General features: G+C 45.1%; 12 protein-coding genes. All 12 read right to left on the reverse strand.

From position 1 onward, the window contains the following. Positions 1-16: 16 nt before the first annotated feature. Positions 17-1,297: a sugar isomerase gene (locus ACLI1A_RS11355; protein ID WP_411408775.1), complete on the reverse strand. Its 1,281-nt coding sequence runs from the start codon at positions 1,295-1,297 to the stop codon at positions 17-19. A gap of 97 nt (positions 1,298-1,394) precedes the next feature. Continuing rightward, entirely contained in the window at positions 1,395-3,491 is a 2,097-nt protein-coding gene (locus ACLI1A_RS11360; RefSeq protein WP_411408776.1) for a bifunctional aldolase/short-chain dehydrogenase, read from the reverse strand. Positions 3,492-3,649: 158 nt separating this feature from the next. Then, positions 3,650-3,964 carry an L-rhamnose mutarotase gene (rhaM, locus tag ACLI1A_RS11365; RefSeq protein WP_411408777.1) on the reverse strand — a complete coding sequence of 105 codons (315 nt, stop codon included), beginning with the start codon at positions 3,962-3,964 and terminating at the stop codon, positions 3,650-3,652. Between the two features lie 67 nt (positions 3,965-4,031). After that, a complete protein-coding gene (locus ACLI1A_RS11370) occupies positions 4,032-6,491 on the reverse strand; it encodes a glycosyl hydrolase family 95 catalytic domain-containing protein (RefSeq protein WP_411408778.1) in 2,460 nt (819 codons plus the stop codon). Between the two features lie 57 nt (positions 6,492-6,548). After that, positions 6,549-7,637 carry an L-rhamnose/proton symporter RhaT gene (rhaT, locus tag ACLI1A_RS11375; protein ID WP_411408779.1) on the reverse strand — a complete coding sequence of 363 codons (1,089 nt, stop codon included), beginning with the start codon at positions 7,635-7,637 and terminating at the stop codon, positions 6,549-6,551. A 162-nt stretch (positions 7,638-7,799) separates the two neighbouring features. Then, on the reverse strand, positions 7,800-8,960 hold the full coding sequence (locus ACLI1A_RS11380) for a glycoside hydrolase family 88 protein (RefSeq protein ID WP_411408780.1): 1,161 nt from the start codon (positions 8,958-8,960) through the stop codon (positions 7,800-7,802). Positions 8,961-9,010: 50 nt separating this feature from the next. Then, positions 9,011-9,796 (reverse strand): rhamnogalacturonan acetylesterase, encoded by a 786-nt coding sequence (locus ACLI1A_RS11385; protein WP_411408781.1) that lies wholly within the window; start codon positions 9,794-9,796, stop codon positions 9,011-9,013. Between the two features lie 2 nt (positions 9,797-9,798). After that, positions 9,799-11,715 (reverse strand): rhamnogalacturonan lyase, encoded by a 1,917-nt coding sequence (locus ACLI1A_RS11390; protein WP_411408782.1) that lies wholly within the window; start codon positions 11,713-11,715, stop codon positions 9,799-9,801. A gap of 59 nt (positions 11,716-11,774) precedes the next feature. Continuing rightward, entirely contained in the window at positions 11,775-13,271 is a 1,497-nt protein-coding gene (locus ACLI1A_RS11395) for a tagaturonate reductase (protein ID WP_411408783.1), read from the reverse strand. A 3-nt stretch (positions 13,272-13,274) separates the two neighbouring features. Next, positions 13,275-14,102 carry a DUF4350 domain-containing protein gene (locus ACLI1A_RS11400; RefSeq protein WP_411408784.1) on the reverse strand — a complete coding sequence of 276 codons (828 nt, stop codon included), beginning with the start codon at positions 14,100-14,102 and terminating at the stop codon, positions 13,275-13,277. Between the two features lie 127 nt (positions 14,103-14,229). Beyond that, a complete protein-coding gene (locus tag ACLI1A_RS11405; RefSeq protein WP_411408785.1) occupies positions 14,230-17,010 on the reverse strand; it encodes a glycosyl hydrolase in 2,781 nt (926 codons plus the stop codon). Positions 17,011-17,020: 10 nt separating this feature from the next. Further along, positions 17,021-18,355 (reverse strand): rhamnogalacturonan acetylesterase, encoded by a 1,335-nt coding sequence (locus ACLI1A_RS11410; RefSeq protein ID WP_411408786.1) that lies wholly within the window; start codon positions 18,353-18,355, stop codon positions 17,021-17,023. Positions 18,356-18,364 lie beyond the last annotated feature (9 nt).

Consider the following 18,364-nt stretch of genomic DNA (forward strand, 5'->3'; position numbering starts at 1 on the left):
CTTTCCCTTTTAAAGATTATAAACCGGTTGCCTTGCTGCCGGTACCCCTCTCATTAATAAGGCCGTTACGCACGGCAAGTGACCTGTATGCAGCAATCGGGTCGGCTACGGCACCGCTTTGTACACGGGCTGCCTTAAGTATTGCCCTTACATCGGTACGGTATGCATCCTGAAGCAGTTCCTGTGCCAGCACCACATCGTTATCAAACTGTGCAGCTTTTAGCGCAGCCTGGTCTACAAGTAGTGCTTGTGCATAAGCTATGCGTATGGCTTCAAGCGATTGTATAAGGTCTTCAAGCGGGTCTTTTACGTTATGGCTGGCATCAATCATCCAGGCCGGGTAAGGGTTTTGCGGGTTGTTTTCCATACCGTACACCAGTTCATTGAATATCAGGAACAATGCATACGGTTTTATAGAACCCACAGTAAGGTCGTCATCGCCATACTTGCTGTCGTTAAAGTGGAAACCGCCCAACTTGCCTTTGTACATCAACGTAGCTACAATCTGCTCTATGTTGCTGTTTGGCAGGTGGTGTCCCAGGTCTACAAGCGTGTAGGCGCGGTCACCACAGGCATTGGCCAGCATAAACGATGTACCCCAATCCTGTATTACAGTACTATAAAAGTTCGGCTCATACGGTTTGTATTCAATAAACAGTTTCCAGTCATCCGGCATACCGGCGTATATCTGTTTCAGGCTGTTTTCGGTTTGCTGTAATACCGCCTGGAAATTGCGCTGCCCCGGGAAACTGCTACCGTCTGCTAACCATACGGTAAGACTTTTAGAACCAAGCTGCTCCCCTATTTTTATCACCTCTAGGTTGTGCTCCACTGCATACGCACGCGAAGCCTCAATAGTGCTGCTCAGTGAGCCGTGCTTGTAGCTGTGCTTAGCGCCTGCCTGGTCCTGGAAGGTGTTAGAGTTTACAGCATCAAATATAATATCGTGGCTTTGTGCCAACTCTTTAATAGCCTTATAATCCTGAGGGATATCCCACGGAATGTGTAGCGACACCGCCCCTGCTGATTTGGTCAGCGCATGAATAAGCCCAATGTCGTCAAGCTTTTGCTCTAAGGTAGCGGGCTCGCCACCGTAAGAGAAACGCCCGAAACGAGTACCGCCTGCACCCAGCGCCCAACTGGGTATGGCCACTTGGAAATCTGCTACCTTATTGATAACGTTTTCAAGGCTGATACCACGCTTGCTAAGTTTGCTCTCCAGCAGGTTCAATTCTGCCTTATAGGTAGTATCCTGTATTTTATTTAAATCAGCAATATGCTGTGAGGTAATCTTCATTTTGTTTGAGGTTTGGTTATAAGCTAAGCCACTAATTACACGAATTAATCGAAATTCATTCTTCTATTGTATAATTAGTGGCTACTATAATTAATTATTAGCGTACAAAGGCATTGGCCATACCACCATCTACATTAATAGTGTTTCCGGTGCTCTTGTCCAGTATTGCCACACAGGCAAATACGCCGTTTGCAATATCATCCGGAAGTATAATTTCGTTCAGCAGGTTACGGCTGGCATAATGCTTCGGTAAATCCTCTACGCTGATACCGTAAGCTTTAGCACGACCCTCGGCCCACTCGCCTTCCCATATTTTGCTGCCTACAATAACACCGTCAGGGTTTACGGTATTAACACGTATTTTATCACCGGCAAGCTCAGCGGCAAGCAGGCGTGTCATATGCTGTTGCGCTGCTTTTGCCGTACCGTAACCTACGTTGTTTGGACCGGCAACAAGGCCATTTTTACTGGCTATATTCACAATATCACCACCAAGCCCCTGCTTACGCATAATGGCTACACCTTGTTGTGCCATCATAAACTGTCCTTTTACAAGCACATTTTGCAGTAGATCCCAGTCTTTAAGCGTAGTATCTTCAAGCGACTTGGAAATAGCAAGTCCCGCTGAGTGTACAATAATATCTACCCCACCAAAGGCAAGACAGGCTTTTTTATACGCTTCGGCTATAGCATCGCTGTTGGTAACATCGCATACCACGGCTTCGGCCTGGTCTTTTTTGTATGTTTTAAGGGCTGCATCAAGCGCATCCTTGCTCAGGTCGGTCAGTACAACAACAGCGCCTTCGGCAACCAGCTTATCAGCTATGGCTTTACCAATACCTCCACCGGCACCGGTAACAATTGCTACCTTACGGCTAAGCGGTTTTTCGGCAGGCATACGCTGCAGCTTGGCTTCCTCAAGCAGCCAGTATTCTATGTCAAATGCTTCCTGCCTTGGCAGCGAAGTATATGCTGTTATGGCCTCAGCGCCACGCATTACGTTGATCGCGTTGATGTAGAACTCACTCGCTACACGGGTAGTTTGCTTGTCTTTAGCAAAGCTGAACATACCCACACCCGGATAAATAATAATCACAGGATTCGGGTCGCGCATAGCCGGGCTGTTCGCGTGCTTGCAGGTTTCGTAGTACTGCTTGTACTCTTCCCTGTATTGCGCAAAAGCCGGTTTCAGTTTTTCAAGTACAGCAGCGGTATCGTTAAGGTCTTCCTCGGTAGAAAGATCTAAAACAAGCGGCTGTATCTTAGTACGCAAAAAGTGGTCAGGGCAGCTGGTACCCAGCGGAGCAAGGCGCTCCAAGTCATTACTGTTTATGAACTGCATTACGGCATCGCTGTCGTCAAAATGGCCTATCATGCGGTTTTCGCTAGAGGCAAGGCCACGAAGCAACGGCATTATGGTAGCAGCTTTTTCAAGTCGGGCTTCTTTTTCAAGACCCTGTATTTTGGCACCGCCAAATACGCTGCCTTTTTCTTTTATTTTTTTGGCAATATATTCCGAAGCGGTTTCTATCACCTCAAGGCTGTTGATGTAGCACTCGTAAGAGGTATCTCCCCATGTGAATAACCCATGGCTACCCAGTACAATACCGCGTATACCCGGATTTTCGGCAAGGCATTTTTCAAGTTGAAGCCCAAGGTCGAAGCCCGGACGCTGCCAAGGCACCCAGCCCATGGTATCGCCCCATATTTCCTTGGTTACCTTCTCGCTGTCCTGTGCGGCAGCAACGGCAATAAGTGCATCGGGGTGCAGGTGGTCTATGTGCTTAAACGGAAGCAGACCATGCAGCGGCGTATCTATAGACGGCGCTTTACTGTCCAGGTCAAAAAGGCAGTGGTTAAAAAGGCCTACCATACGGTCTTCGTCGGCGAGGCCGCCGTAAACATTTTTAAGGTCGTGCAGGCGACCGGTATATAACCCGGCTATACCGCTACGTGTAAGGGTGCCTATATCGCCACCCGAACCTTTTACCCACATTACCTCAACTTCTTCATTGGTTAGCGGGTCTTTTTCTATTGTTTTGCAGGAAGTGTTACCTCCTCCATAATTTGTTATTCTTAAGTCAGCGCCCAGTATGTTAGAGCGGTACAGGAACAAAGCTACCTGGTCATTGCCCAGTTCAGCTGCCTTAGCCTCATCCCATAAGTAATTTACATATTGAAAATTTTTTACCATTTTTTGTCACTTTAATTTAGATGAATACTATTAAGTGTGGGTCAAAAATACCTTAATCGGATTAGGACAGTATCCTGTACCATGCTGTCAATTGCAAAAAAAATTGTAATTATCTTAACGTTTGTTATTCCTGGCACATGCTTTTGGAAACAAAAACCTTACGGCAAGTAAAACACCTCTTTAAGCGGGGTGCTTACCGGCGAATTATCTGCATTGCTTTCCATAATATCTTTCATGTACGCCCACCATTTCTGCATTACCGGATGCGACGGAAGGTCTGTAAACTTTGCTTCATCACTTATCAGCAACGTGCCAAAAAGACTATTGGTGGTTTCATCCAGGAAAATATAATAATCGCTTACACCCGTTTCCTTAAGTAAAGCCGATAGCTCGGGCCAAATTTCGTCGTGACGTTTTTTATATTCGGCTTCGTAGCCTTTGTGAAGTTGCATTTTAACTGCTAATCGTTTCATATTTTAGTCTAAAGTTGAAAGTTTTTAAAGTTAAAAGTCCGGCAATAACAACCGGCTGTTTGTTATTTTATAATGCAAGTACTTTATAGGTACTGCCCTTTTTAGTTTCAAAACTTATGGTGTAGCCTATAGCCGTTTTTTTAGCCTTGGCCTTTACACCTTCCACCTTAAAAGGTTCGTTAGCTCTCAGCGTACATATACCGTCATTGTTGGCTACCACTGTTGCCGCAGACAGCTTACCTTCTTTCCAGGCAATATCAAGTGTAAAATTACCTCGTGCCACTATGCCTTTTATTTCGCCGTCTTTCCAGTTGTCCGGTAAGGCCGGCAGCAGGTGAATTTCGTTATTCTGGCTTTGCATCAGCATTTCTATAATCCCGGCGGTACCGGCAAAGTTTCCGTCTATCTGGAACGGCGGGTGGGCATCAAACAGGTTAGGGTACGAACCGCCGCCTTTGTAGCCTGAACCACCTTCCTTCGTCAGTCTGAGCTGGTTGCGGAATATTTTATACGCATGGTTGCCGTCCAGCAGGCGTGCCCACATGTTTACCTTCCATGCAAGGCTCCAGCCTGTACCGTCATCACCGCGAAGCTCCAGCGTCTTTTTGGCGGCATTGGCCAAATCAGGCGTGTTTAACGGCGTAATGATGTTTGCCGGGTGCAGCGCATACAGGTGCGATGTATGCCTGTGGTGCGGGTCTACATCTTCAAAATCCTTGTACCATTCCTGTAGCTGGCCTTTACTACCAATGTGGAAAGGATACATTTTCTTATAGGCATCTTCAAGCGTTTTGCGAAACTCTTTATCAGTACCCAGTACTTTTGAAGCCGCTATAGTGTTAGAGAACAAGTCTTTTATAATGCCCATATCCATGGTGCTGGCTACGGTAATAACACCTTTCTTTTTGCCGTCATAGTAGTATTCATTTTCGGGCGAAGTAGAAGGCATGGTAACCAAGTAACCGTCTTTATCTTTTTGGAGCCAATCCAAAGAAAACTCTGCGGCACCTTTTAGTATCGGGTACACCTCAGCCAAATATTCCTTATTGCCTGTATACTGGTAGTGTTCCCACAAGTGCCTGCTCAGCCAGTTGGCGCCCATCCACCAGTTGGCCCACATAGGGTCGCCTTTGCCAAAATCGCCCACAGGGTTACTCATAGCCCATATATCTGAATTATGGTGTGTTATCCAGCCATTGGCATGGTAATAGCTTTTGGCTGTCTCTTTACCGGTAACCGACAGGTTGTGTATCAGGTCATTTAGCGGGGAAAATAATTCCGAAAGGTTGGCTGCTTCTACCGGCCAGTAATTCATCTGCACGTTAATATTTGTGGTATAATTACTGCTCCAAGGCGCACGCAAATGGTGGTTCCAAATGCCCTGAAGGTTTGCCGGGGCATCTTTAGTACGTGATGAAGAAATCAGCAGGTACCTGCCGTACTGAAAGAACAGCGACTCTAAACCCGAGTCCTTCTCCCCTGCCGAATACGCTTCAAGGCGCTTGTCTGTAGTAAGATTTGATTTATCCTGTTCCCCATTATTTAATACCAGGGATACCCTGTTAAAAAACTTCCCGAAATCGGCACGGTGTTCAGCCAACAGAATATCATATGTTTTGCCTAATGCTTTTTCAAGATGATCCAGCACTAGCTTATGCTCGTCCTTACCGTCGCTGTCAGGGCATTTATCATAACCGTTGAAGCTTGTAGCTGCCGAAACAAGGAGTAGTACTTCCGTGGCGTCTTTTATAACAAGGTTGTTGCTATCTGCGCTAACCGTACCGTCTTTTACAATGGGTTTTACAATTAACTCAAAACGCATCCCCTTGCAACCCGAATCATCTTTATACACCACCGGTTCGGCATCATAAGATATATAACTTGGCGTTACGTGCGAAGGTGCCTTGCCTGTTAGCGATAGTGAACCGTTAGTCACGGCAACATGGTTATTCAGTTGACTTTTAGCTGCAACTGAAAACGATAATTTCTTAGCTTGGCTTGCAGTAAGCCTTATAAAGATACATTCGCCCGGTGCCGACGCAAATATTTCGCGCTTATACCCCACCCCGTTAATGGTAAATGTAGTGGTAGAAACACCGTCGGCAAGGTTAAGTTCCCTGTGGTACGAAGCCGGGGCAGCATTTCCAAAATCCTGTTTCAGCAAAAGGTCGCCAAGCGGCAGGTAACTTTCAGAATAACTGCCCTGCATATTTTTGGTAAGCTGGTATGCTTTTGCATAATCACCCGCCATAAGGGCAGTGCGTATTGGCTGAAGGCTTTCAAAAGCAGTGGGGTTAATATTTTTACCCACCGGCCCTCCGCTCCACAGCGTAGCCTCATTCAGCTGTATGAGCTCTTCATCGGTTTTACCAAAAACCATAGCTCCAAGCCTGCCATTGCCTACAGGCAACGCTTCTGTCCAATATTCGGCGGGTTGGGCATATTGTAATTTTAAGTCCTGTTGGGCGTTAGCAGTTATGCCAAAAAGCGACAATAACAGCACACCGCATTTTTTTGTGATCATCATGGTTATAGTTTAAAGCTCTAAAAATAGACCATAAATCTTACCTGACTGTTATATTTTCTACTTTAGTGAATTACCATAGCCTACTACCATAACGGATAGTAGTATAGCGAGGATACCCAATGCGATGGTAGTTACCGTTTTTTTGCTCACACCTTTCCACTCTTTTAGGATAATGCCCCACATATTAGCAATCAGTATAATGAAGGCCATGTGCAGTATCCATGAGCTGGGCCCGTTACCCATACGGCTTTCGCCCATACCATAGAAGAAGAATTGTAAGAACCACGTTGTACCCGCCAAGGCACAAAAAATGATATTGGCAAGGATGGGCACATTAGGTTTGCGGTAATCGCTTAGTGATTTATTTTTTATAGCAAGGAACAGGCAGCCTATAAGGTTGCTGAGTAAACCTCCCCAAAGAACAACTATATACGTTACGTTATTCTGGAAAAGGAACTCTCCCTGCTCCGGGTTAGCGGCTTTCCAAAGTTCGTTTGCCACATCCGCCATTGGTTTTCCGGCTTCAAGGCCAAAGTTAAAACACGCACTCAGTATACCTGAGATTATAGAAACCAACAACCCTAAGCCAAATTTGTATTCTGTTTTTACCTCCATACCGTGCGGATCAGTACCCTCAGTAGACAGTTGTTTCTCTTTCATGGTACCGGCCTTGCCACAGATAACAATACCCAGCACGCAGATAAACAGACCAAGTAACACCATTTGTCCCCAGGACGAACCTGCTATAACACCGATGCTGTCTTTACCAGTTTCGGGATACAGCTCATAATAAACAGAAGGAAGCAGTGAACCGAACACCATGCAAAGCCCGAGTATAACACTGCTGCCCAGTGCCACGCCAAGATAGCGTACACCTAGCCCGTACGTAAACCCGCCTATGCCCCATAGCACGCCAAATAAAAACGCAAGCGCTATTACAGAGCCATCGGCATGGGCTATGATATTCCAAAAATCAGGGATGGTAAGCCAGGCGGCCAGCGGTGGTACTATAAGCCACGAAAATATGCCCCCCACAAGCCAGTAGGTTTCCCATGACCAGCCTTTAACTTTTTTAAACGGTATGTAAAAACTACCGGATGCAAAACCTCCGATAAAATGGAATAAAACGCCTAACAGGACACTCATAACTTGTTGTTTGTTTTTCTTAACTATATGGTTTTCGAAAGTAAGTGTAAGTTAGCAAACCTGTGTCATGTGGTGTCATGTATTTGTAAGAAAACAATAAAAAAAAGCGGTTAAAATTTTATCATATAAAATTTTAACCGCTTTATAATGCATTAAACATGTTTATTTAAGTTTATAAACTTCGCTACCTGCAAGCAATAAACAACCTAATCCGTAATCTTCAAAATCCGGCTCTTTAGTAACTGATAATGGCTGGCCGTCTTTCGGCTCTTTGCCGGTACCCTGTACCCAGCCCAGGAAACCATTAGGCTGTACACAGTCTGTTACTATGGCATTCCATGCCTTAAGCAGTACCGGCAGGTAGGTTTTGCGGTCTATAATACCGTTGTTTATACCATATGCCATACCGTATACAAACAGTGCACTGCCTGTCATTTCCTTACCTCCAAAGTTAGTAGGGTCGTGCAGGCTTACGTTCCACAGGCCGTCTTCCCTTTGTATAGGTGGCAATGCCGAAAGCAGGTCTTTAAAATCCTGAAGGTATTCGGCATAGTGAGGGTCGGTTTTCGGAGTTATTTCCAGCGTACGTGCCAGTGCAGCCACTACCCAACCATCGCCACGGCTCCAGTAACAGTCCTGCCCGTTAGGTTCCTTATACGGCGGCACAAAATCCTTATCCCTCCACCACAGCTTATCTTCTGGATTATACAGTCCGTTTACACCATGTTTATTTTTGGTATAGGCATACATCTGGTAGTTGCGCTCATAGTACCTTGGGTCGTTATAAAGCTTGCCCAACTTAGCATACACGGGCATGGCCATTTGCAGGGCATCAATCCAGTTCCAGTCGTCTATTTTGTCGGTAGCCATCATAAGGTCTATCGATTCCTTAATGTCCTTTACCCACTCCGGGTGTTTTTTCCCATCCAACTCATACAGGTCAATATAAGTCTGCCCGGCACAGTGGTTATCGGCATGCCTGGTTTCCACGCCGCCGCGCAATCCCCATTTGTGGCGTTCGCCCCATTGTAAGGCATAGTCGTAGTATTCTTTTTTCGGGTCTACCGAATACAGTGCCATAAGCCCCTCGTAGTACACACCACGTGTCCAAAGGTTGCTCGAACGCTCTTTGCCCCCACCAAAAGTAGGTGCTCCCGGATCGGGCCATTTTTTCATAAAGTAGCTGTTTGCCCTTTCCATAACCTCTGTTACAGAAGCTTTCGATGGGATTTTCTCTACAGATGCCGTAGTGTTTTTTTGTGTTCCACAGCCTGTAAGTACCAGTGTAAGCCCTAATATGCTGCCTGAAAGTATTCGTTTCATATTATTAAAAATATAATAGCAAGTGTGTTATAGTATAAATATTGTAATAACTATTTCTTTTTAAGAAAGTCTTTTAAACGGCATCCCTTCAGCTCTTTCAAGCCGTTTACTACAAGCTGTGCATTTACCTGTGCACCTTCTTTGTTGGTATGCGTATGGTCTTTAGGGAAATACTCCTTAACCGCAGCCGGGCCTTTCTTTTCGTAATCGGCGATTACCAAATCATTTAACGGAATGAAATACGCACCGGTTTGTGTAGCAACTTCCTTGCCCCAGGCAGCGTACTTGTCTTTTTTCATTTTGCCATTTTCGTCAAAATCTCCCCTTGGTACCGGTGAGCAAATTATGGCCACCGCACCTTTAGCTTTAGCCTCATTAACATATTTACGCATGTACCAGCCATAGCTGTGCACGGTTTCATCTACCTTACGGATAAGGTTGTGTATCTGCGTACTGTCATTGCCTGTGCCGGGTATGGTACCACGGGCACGCAGGGTATCGTTTAACGGGCCACCGTCGTTATGGCCAAACTGCATGATTACGTAGTCGCCTTTTTTAAGCGTGGAAAGTATCTTGTCCCAACGCCCTTCAGTAAGGAATGTGCGACTGCTACGGCCGCCAATGGCGCGGTTTTGTATGGAAATTTTTGTGGTATCGAAATGGTCGCCCATAAAACTGCCCCAGCCCCAAAGCAAGTCTGCTCCCTGACCGGTACCATTCTTCACTGTAGAATCGCCAATGATGTAAAGCGTTGGCCTTTCTTTTATCGAGGCAAAAGACAAGCCTAATAAGCCGCAAATTATTATCAAAGCAATTATTAATCCTCTTTGTTTCATGCTTATTTTGTATTGGCCGATACCGGCTGTTTTACTATGATGTTCGGTTTTGGAGGCTCCGGCATTTTTTCATCCATATAATAGCTGGCGTGGGGTGGCTGGTTATAAGCCACATTTTGCCAGGCAATGCTTAGCCTGTATTGTGGGTTGTGCATTAGGGTATACAGCCTGTGCTCCGTAGGTATATTGGTGCTGAATATCCTCAGTTCCTTATTATCTTCCGTTCTATAGATTACTTCCTCGCGCCAGTCGCCAAACAGGTCAGCCGACAACACCGGGTTCATCTTGGTACCGTTGTTAGATGCGCAACCGAAGTTTTTGGCATCAAGCAGTACATTGGTGCTTTCAGTTTTATAATCCCATTTATCTATAACAGTACCATTCAGTAGTTCGCTCAGCAGGTCACCATCCCAGTAAATCCCAAAATTACAAGAGGGTGCTTTCTCCGAAATCCTGATACCTTTACTGTCAAACATACCGCTCATACCTGCACTGGTAGCCCAGCATTCTGAACCCGGATAACGCGGGTCTATGTTCAGTGCAAGACCACGCCCCGGCCCCTGTCCTTTATCAGCTTTAGAAAGCGACGGTTTTTTCCAAAGTACTTCGCCTGTGGCACCGTCCCTAAAGTGCATACCAGCATCGTCAAAACGTTCTTGTATGTCAAAAATTTCCACACCCGGATGTGTTGGGTCAAGGTCGCCTACGTGTAGTGCGTCACCGTGACCGTAACCGGTACTGTTCAGTACTTTGCCGTTATCGTCAACCGTCATGGCACCGTAAACAATTTCGTCTTTACCGTCGTTATCTAAATCTGTGATGGATAAGTTATGGTTACCCTGACCGCCAAATTGTTTTGTTTCAGGTGCAGCATCCGAATCAAATAGCCAGCGTAGTTGTAATTTTTTATTTTTAAAATCCCAGGCTGCAATTGCCGTACGGGTATAATAACCCCGGCACATAACCAAACTTGGTGTTTTACCATCAAGATAGGCCACAGCTGCAAGATAGCGGTCGCTGCGGTTACCATTGCCGTCTCCCCAAACTTCTTTCAGTTGCTCCTTAGTAGGGTTTTCAGTATCAGGATGACGTGGTACAATAAATTTAGTCGTAATTATTTCGGCACCGGTTTGCCCGTCAAAAACTGTAAGATATTCAGGTCCTAAAAGTATATGACCGGTTTCGTTCCGCCAGTCTTTAGAGGCGTCTCCTATTACCTTGCCCTTGCCATCGGTAGAGCCGTCTGCGGTTTTCATAGCCACTTCTGCTTTGCCATCACCGTCAAGGTCGTATACCATAAACTGCGTATAGTGTGCGCCTTCGCGGATGTTAATACCTAAGTTAATGGTCCACAATAGTGTCCCATCCATTTCATACGCCTGAAAAATCGGTGGATCTGTAGGGCCATCGTGGCTGTTATCGTGTGATTTACCTACCTGATGCAGAACAATCTCGTACTCACCATCACCATCAAGGTCTGCAACCGAAGCATCATTTGGGGCATAACCTTCCGGTGTTTTCAGGGCAATAGATATATAAGCCGGCTGATTTGCCTTTATGGTAAAATTCTCGCCAGCCAATTCTTTTTTGCCGGAAACTACTTTTACCACATAGGTGTTGTCTTTGGTTTTATCAGCTTTTGTATCTAAAAAGTTGGTACCTTTGGTAAGGGGGTTACTGTTAAGTTTTACCTCTTTGCCGTTAGTAACTCTATACAGGTTAAATGCTGTATTCTTGTCTTCTGTGCCCAGTAAACGCCAGCTTACCAGTATACCCTTTTCGGCAGTGGTAGCTACCACTCCCCTTTTCAGGTATTCCATTTGTTGTTGTGCATGAAGTGTACTGCCGCAGCTCAAAAGCGCTGCAAACACTACTGCCTTACCAAAACAGCGGTGCAGTTTATATAACATTTTCTTCATTTGTCCTGATGGTTTTTGTTTATAGTTATAGCCTATTCCGGACAAAATCCGGTTGTATGTTATTGTAATAATGAGGCTACGGTTTGTAAAGCCCCTTTTTCACTAATACTTTTCATATACACCTTTACAGCCTCAGCAAAGCCCGGCAGTGCGGCAAGGCTGGTTTCCCAAAGTACCTCGTTAGACAAAACAGCATCCACTACTGCATCTGCATCGTTATTAGCCCATAAATCATAAAAATACGCCGCCGCATCATCATTTATCTCGTATAATGCTCCATTTCGGGAACCGTAGAATCCGTCTCCACTTTTAGTAGATTTCATGTAGAGCAGATACCCTGCAAAACCCACAGCCATATATTGTGGCACATTGTTATATACCTTGTAATGCTGCTGCAGCAACGGCATATTTCTCATCCTCATTTTAGAGGTATACTGCGCGGTAATGCTTTGCCATTGATGATTGATGAACGGATTACAAAAACGCTCAAATGTGTCTTTTGCAAAGGCCGCTTTTACATCTTCATCTATATCATACGGAATGGCATTACTTATCTGCTGCATCAGTTTTTTGCTGAACACGCTATAGTAAGCATCGCCCACAGCCTCACGGGTCAGTTCAAAACCACACAGGTAAGCCAGGCCACAGTTAAAGGTATGTGTACCGTTAAGGATGCGTAGTTTCAACTCTTTAAACAAAGTAATATCCGGCGCTATCTTTACAGCATCGTCTGCCTTGTGGAATGATAGTACTTCTTTTACCTTATCATCCCCCTGAATTGCCCAAAGGCAAAAAGGCTCGCTCATGGTAAGATGTGCATCGGTATACCCCAAAGCCGCCTCCAGCGCTTCCATATCAGCTCCTGATGGCTTGCCCGGCACTATGCGGTCTACCAGTGAATTACAAAAAGTATTGCACTCTGTAAGCCAGGTAATAAAATCTACCTCAAGGTTATTATATGCTGCCAGTTGCAGCATTATTCTTTTTAAAGTATCACCGTTGTCGGTAATCAATTCGGTAGGTACTATCACCATACCTTTTGTGGTATCGCCGTTAAATGCTTTATAACGCTCATACAAAAACGCCAGTAGCTTTCCCGGGAACGATTCCGGTACACCACTAAACACATTTTCCTCCACATACTGAATACCAACTTCAGTAGTATTAGACAACACAATGGTCATTTCAGGATTATGGGCGCATTCCAGTATTTCAGCCCAGGCAGTTTTTGCAGCCAGCACTCTACTCACCGAAGCATTAATTATATCCTCTTTTACCTCTATACCGTTAGCAAGGCCACGTACACAAACAGTATACAAACCGTTTTGCCTTGCAAACTTCTCACCCGTACCACCTGTAGATTTTACGATAACCACACGACCGTTAAATACACCCTGCCTGTTGGCTTTATCTATAAAATAATCAGGCAGGCCGCGCAGCAATACTCCGGTACCAAACTGTAGTACTTTTTCGGGCAGGTTAAATAATTTTTCGTCGGGGATTTGAAGGCCCGGTTTCGATTCAATATGCTTTAAATTTTCCTTTGATAACTGCATTGATTATTTCGTTTGGTGCAAAAGCCATTTTGCTAGGTCTTCAGCAGCCTGGTAGTTCACAAAATCAGCAGGCATTTTCTTGCCGCCTACATACTCATTATAAATCCATGGGTCGCCCAGTGCAAACACTGTCCCCTTGCCGTATTTGGCTACAGCCATAAGATTGTTCTCGCCACTTTTAAGCACCGTCCTGGCGGGGGTAGCAACATTTAGCGAACTATATTCTTTTACATACAGTTTTTTTGCCGAACCGAATATCTCGTGCCCATTTGGAGTCATTACAGCACCTTGCTCAAACATATCGTTCTTAACCCTGTTATGACTGTCTTCATTAAAATGAACACCAAACTTATCTGAAAGGATGTTTAGGTGTTGCAAATCACAATTTCCTGTATCGTTTGCGAGTAACACCAGTACACCGCCATTTTTCACCCATTTGGCTATGGTCTTTGCAGCTTCCTCATCCATATAATTCGGGGTAGCGGTTTCCTTTTCGGTATCAGGGTCTACAATAATATAAATCGATGCATTTTTAAGGGTAGCATCAGTAGGCATAGTTTCCAGCGAACTGATTTCAGCGCCTTCCCTCTTAAAAATCTCCCCAAGTGCCGAATAGCCACCAAAAGAGGTATCTTCCCAGGTATAGTGCCAGCGGGTATCTACACCGGTAGTTTTATCCTTCTTCCATTCGTTATTGTAATAATAGTCCAGTACCACTTTTTTCTTTGGTGCGGTAGTACCCGCCTGTTGTGTAACACAGGCTGCCAGTAATGATGCCGCAGTGGCTATAATCAGTTTAGGGTTTATCATACTTTTTTGTTTATTTCTCATTTTATTAAAATTTTGCTTAAAGATACAACGTAACCGGTACTTACCTGATTACTTGCAACTATGTTCCGGAAAAAATGTATTAAAAACACGATTCAGAAACAATCACAGTTAGCTCTAACCAAAATCCCTATTTATAATCCACAGGCAGTATATTCACGCCGCTTATACCCGAAGGCTGTACCTCCCAGTTTGAAGCGTCGAAGTCTTTATACTTAATGTTTACAAAGTTTATTTCGTGGTACTTGCGCCACTCCATCTTATTTTTATCCATGTAGCGGATGCGGTTTGCCATAAGGTTACACACCTCTATCTGTATGGTGTTCTCGCCTTTTTTCAGGTACTTGCCTATATTTAGCTGAAAAGGCACACACCATATAATACCGGCATCATGCCCGTTTATTATTACCCGTGCACTTTCGTCTAATGTGTCTATCGTAAGTATATAGTCATCTCCTTTTTTCTTTTTCAGTTTAAAAGTGGTACTATACACAGCAGTACCCGAAAAGTTTTGTGTAGCAACATCGTCAGTAAAATCCGTCCAAAGCTGTGGTGCAGCAAGTTCCCTGTCGGCAGGGATTTCAGGGCCTCCGCTTACAAAATGAAGCTTCCACTTGCTATTTATGGTAACAGGTTTCTCAACTGAATTTATATAATGCCAATTGTCCTTGCCTGAAGGCGTATTATTAGACAGCTTTACAAACATAGCCTCACCAGGCACTAATTGAAGTCTTACTCCTGTGCTGTTTGTCTGCTTACTGAAATCTGCAGTACCGATAGCCCCGGTTTGCGGATCCATTAGCACAGCATTAGTAGCAATGGTATTAAAGTTGATAAAACGGTCAACCTCTACATCCTGATGGTTTACAATGTAGTAGTACGTTGCATCTTCTGTTTTGCGCCTGATGTATTTCAGTCCGGTATCTACAAGTGCTTCCCTTTCTACATTAGCATAAGCCAATCCTTTTGCAGTATCATTACTTACAATGATTTTACCTTTACCAAGAGCCGCCGCGCTAATACCGTTTGCCTTTTGTACCAAAGCGATGGAAGCAATCAGGTCTTTCAGTTTTTTACGATTTGTTTCAAGGTTATCCAGCCCCGGCACATCATCCGGGAATCCCTGCAATACTATAACTCCGCCGTTTTTAGCCAGCCTGATGATATTTTCAAGCGTGCTTACCGGCATATAATTGCTTTTAGAAATTACAAGAACTTTATAAGCCGCGCCGTTATCGTTAACTTTAATTTGCCCATTAACCACTTTGGCATCAGCCAACATCTTGTCTGAAGCATAATCCAGCGCATATCCCATGCCCTGCAATGCCGAAACATTTTGGTAAAAAACCGTTGGGCACAGCCAGTTGTCTATCTGATGGATGCCAAACGGCATATCCAGACCCTTAGCGCTCATCCAGCTATCATACACAGGCCAGTAGGCCAGCACATCGTTATCCGGTTGCCCACTTTGCAGTATGGCCTGGCAGCGGGCTATGTATTCATTCAATCCGTTCAGGTGAGGATACATGCTGTTTTGCGGAGTAAAGTTTACCGAAGCATAAAACAGCCACCCCGGGAACGGGGCATCGGCAGGCGAATACGGTGTGCCGTGGTAAAACACATGGTTAATACCGCTCAAAAATACCTGCTCCACTTCGGGTTTACACTGGCTCCATGAGGTTTTAAAATGCTCGGTAAGCCAGGTAAACGTTTCGTTTGACGTAAGCTTTTTACCCATAACGTTCGCTGCTGACGATGAGAATTTCAGAATGCTCGGGTCAGGTCCTACTTCCTGTGCTTCGGCACCGGCGCCGCGCAATCCTGGTATATTAAACGGTGTACTTCCAAAGGTTTCACTTTCGGGGATGTCTACGGCGGCATACAGGTCGAGCAGGTTTGCCGGCGAACCGTGTGCCTGGTTGGTATTCATTGCTTTTTTACCATTAGCCCAAGCTGTGAATTTCTGAGTAAAATTCTCCAGCATCAAAGCACTCATGGTTTCCCTGTAATCAGCTTTTACACGTGTGGTAACATCGTCGTCGGCCTTTTCAACAAGGTATTTTATATAAGGCCTCAGGTCATACCCCTGTCTTTTTTCAAATTCTGTAAAGAAATCCGCTGTCCAGTTGGCACCGTATACCTCGTAGCTGTCGTTAAAAAACGAACGCACCCCGTGGCTGGTACCACCAAAAGCCGTATCAAACTTCTTAAAATAATTGCCCAACGCCACATCAGAAAAATGGTCTAAGGTAAAGCCCTCACCGCCAAGTGCAGCACGCTTTACTTTCTGTCCGGTTTTTGCTGTAAACAATGCATATATCTGGTAAACTCCTGCTTTTGGGTTCCACTTCAGCGTACCGTCAGCCAGTACTTTATCGATTATTATTTCAGCTTTTCCTTTATCATTATACGCCACTACAGCACTAAGAGCAACACCGGGTACACCCTTCTGTTTTTCATCGGTTATAGCAATCTTATCTTTAAATGGTTCACCTGCTTTTAGGGTATACTCCTGAACCACCATTTTACTCGCGGCATCTTCCGCTGTAACCTGCGGACCACCTATCGGCCAGCCTGTACCCACTGAAATATCCACACCCATGCCGTATTTAGCGGCATCGCTTACGGTATAGTCCAGCATCCCCATCCAGTCAGGTGTAAGATAGCTTATGTACTTATCCTCGTATCCTTTTGCACCATAGATAGGCACCACCTGCACGCCACCAAAACCTGCACCTCCCAGTTGGCTTAGTTGCTTATCTACACCTGCTTTATCTACCGCACTGCCCATCCACCACCAGCGCGTCCACGGTTTGGCGGTTTGGGTAACTTCAGGCCATTGCTGCTGTGCCACACATACAAGCGGCAGGCTAAAGCTAAACAGTACAGGTAGTATTTTGTATATTTTCATTCTTTAAATTTTAGTTCCCGTCGGGCTTGCGGGTATTGGTAAAACTGCTTGCAGGCCAGTAAAACTGTACTGGCGCCAGCGGTTTAGCAGGGTCAAACTTCTTCACATCTTTGCGAATGTATTTTGCCAAAGGCAAACCCAGGCTACTGATGCTGCTTACCACGCATTCGGCAAGCTCATAAGCACCATACGGGCTGAAGTGGGTATTGTCCTGTAATTCCTTTTCCTGGTTCGGAAAAGTATTAGCAGGATAATGTACCAGCGCTTTCATCGATTCCTGCTCACCCAAAGCTTCGTAGAATGTTTTACTCATAGCAGTAAGGTCTATCAGCGCCACGTTTTCCTCTTTGGCATTCTGTCTCATGGCTTCAGGATATTCCAGAAGCGTATTTACAATGTGGCCTTCTGCATCAAAATTCCTGCGGTTTGTGGAAGTGACTAACACTGGGGTCAGCTTCCTTTTCCTCGCCTCGGCTATCCATTCCTTCAGTTTATCCTTAAAAGTAGTAAACGGCTCCAGGTGGTTGCCTCCCGGTTTCTGGTCGTTATGGGTAAACTCTATAAACAGGTAATCGCCGGGCTTGGCCATGCTCCATATTTTCTTAAGACGGTTTTCGCGTTCAAAAGCCAGCATGGTCTCGCCACTTTCGGCATAGTTTGCAACCGCTATGGTTGACGGCACAAGGAACACCGGGAACATTTGCCCCCATGAGGCATACGGATGCCCGGGCTGGTCTGTAACTGTAGAGTCGCCTGCAAGAAATATGGTAGCTGCGGTTTTGTTTGGAGTTATCTCTACAGCACATACTTTAGGTATAGAGTCGGTAAACTCCAGTGTAAGCACGTTATCCCAGTGCAGGTGGTTACCTTCTCGTTTTTTAAGCTTAAGCTTATCTATGATGTTACCCTTCTCATCACGAATAAGGCTGTCGCGCACGTGTACAGTAAAGGTTTGCTCAGTGGTTTCTCCCTGTTTTGTCTTTATATTTTCCAGCATCAGCCTACGGCATTCGGCACGGACTGTTGTAGCCGAAGTACCTTTTACGTCCCCAAGAACCAACTTTACATCATAGTTCCCTTCCGGCAGCTTTACCGAAAAGTAAAACGGCTTTGTACCGGTAATAAAATCTTTTTTTACCCCCTTGCCGCCACGGGTTTCCGCCTGCACTTCAGAGTCAAAGTCGAAGCCGTAACCTGTTTTTACATTGTATTTGGTTTCAGGTGTTACTTTTATAAATCCTTTTTCAGCCTTACCCTTTCCAAAATCAAACTTGAACGAGTTTTGCTGCGCAAAGCATAAAAGCGACAGAAAGAATACTATTATGGGATAAAATATCTTTGGCATCTTGATGGC

Origin of the sequence: Flavobacterium sp. RHBU_3 (assembly GCF_046613565.1) — a bacterium.
Classification (GTDB): domain Bacteria; phylum Bacteroidota; class Bacteroidia; order Flavobacteriales; family Flavobacteriaceae; genus Flavobacterium.

Coding starts and splice junctions, on each gene's coding strand:
- ACLI1A_RS11355 (WP_411408775.1), bottom strand. CDS start 1,297: ATGAAGATTACCTCACAGCATATTGCTGATTTAAATAAAATACAGGAT.
- ACLI1A_RS11360 (WP_411408776.1), bottom strand. CDS start 3,491: ATGGTAAAAAATTTTCAATATGTAAATTACTTATGGGATGAGGCTAAG.
- rhaM (WP_411408777.1), bottom strand. CDS start 3,964: ATGAAACGATTAGCAGTTAAAATGCAACTTCACAAAGGCTACGAAGCC.
- ACLI1A_RS11370 (WP_411408778.1), bottom strand. CDS start 6,491: ATGATGATCACAAAAAAATGCGGTGTGCTGTTATTGTCGCTTTTTGGC.
- rhaT (WP_411408779.1), bottom strand. CDS start 7,637: ATGAGTGTCCTGTTAGGCGTTTTATTCCATTTTATCGGAGGTTTTGCA.
- ACLI1A_RS11380 (WP_411408780.1), bottom strand. CDS start 8,960: ATGAAACGAATACTTTCAGGCAGCATATTAGGGCTTACACTGGTACTT.
- ACLI1A_RS11385 (WP_411408781.1), bottom strand. CDS start 9,796: ATGAAACAAAGAGGATTAATAATTGCTTTGATAATAATTTGCGGCTTA.
- ACLI1A_RS11390 (WP_411408782.1), bottom strand. CDS start 11,715: ATGAAGAAAATGTTATATAAACTGCACCGCTGTTTTGGTAAGGCAGTA.
- ACLI1A_RS11395 (WP_411408783.1), bottom strand. CDS start 13,271: ATGCAGTTATCAAAGGAAAATTTAAAGCATATTGAATCGAAACCGGGC.
- ACLI1A_RS11400 (WP_411408784.1), bottom strand. CDS start 14,102: ATGAGAAATAAACAAAAAAGTATGATAAACCCTAAACTGATTATAGCC.
- ACLI1A_RS11405 (WP_411408785.1), bottom strand. CDS start 17,010: ATGAAAATATACAAAATACTACCTGTACTGTTTAGCTTTAGCCTGCCG.
- ACLI1A_RS11410 (WP_411408786.1), bottom strand. CDS start 18,355: ATGCCAAAGATATTTTATCCCATAATAGTATTCTTTCTGTCGCTTTTA.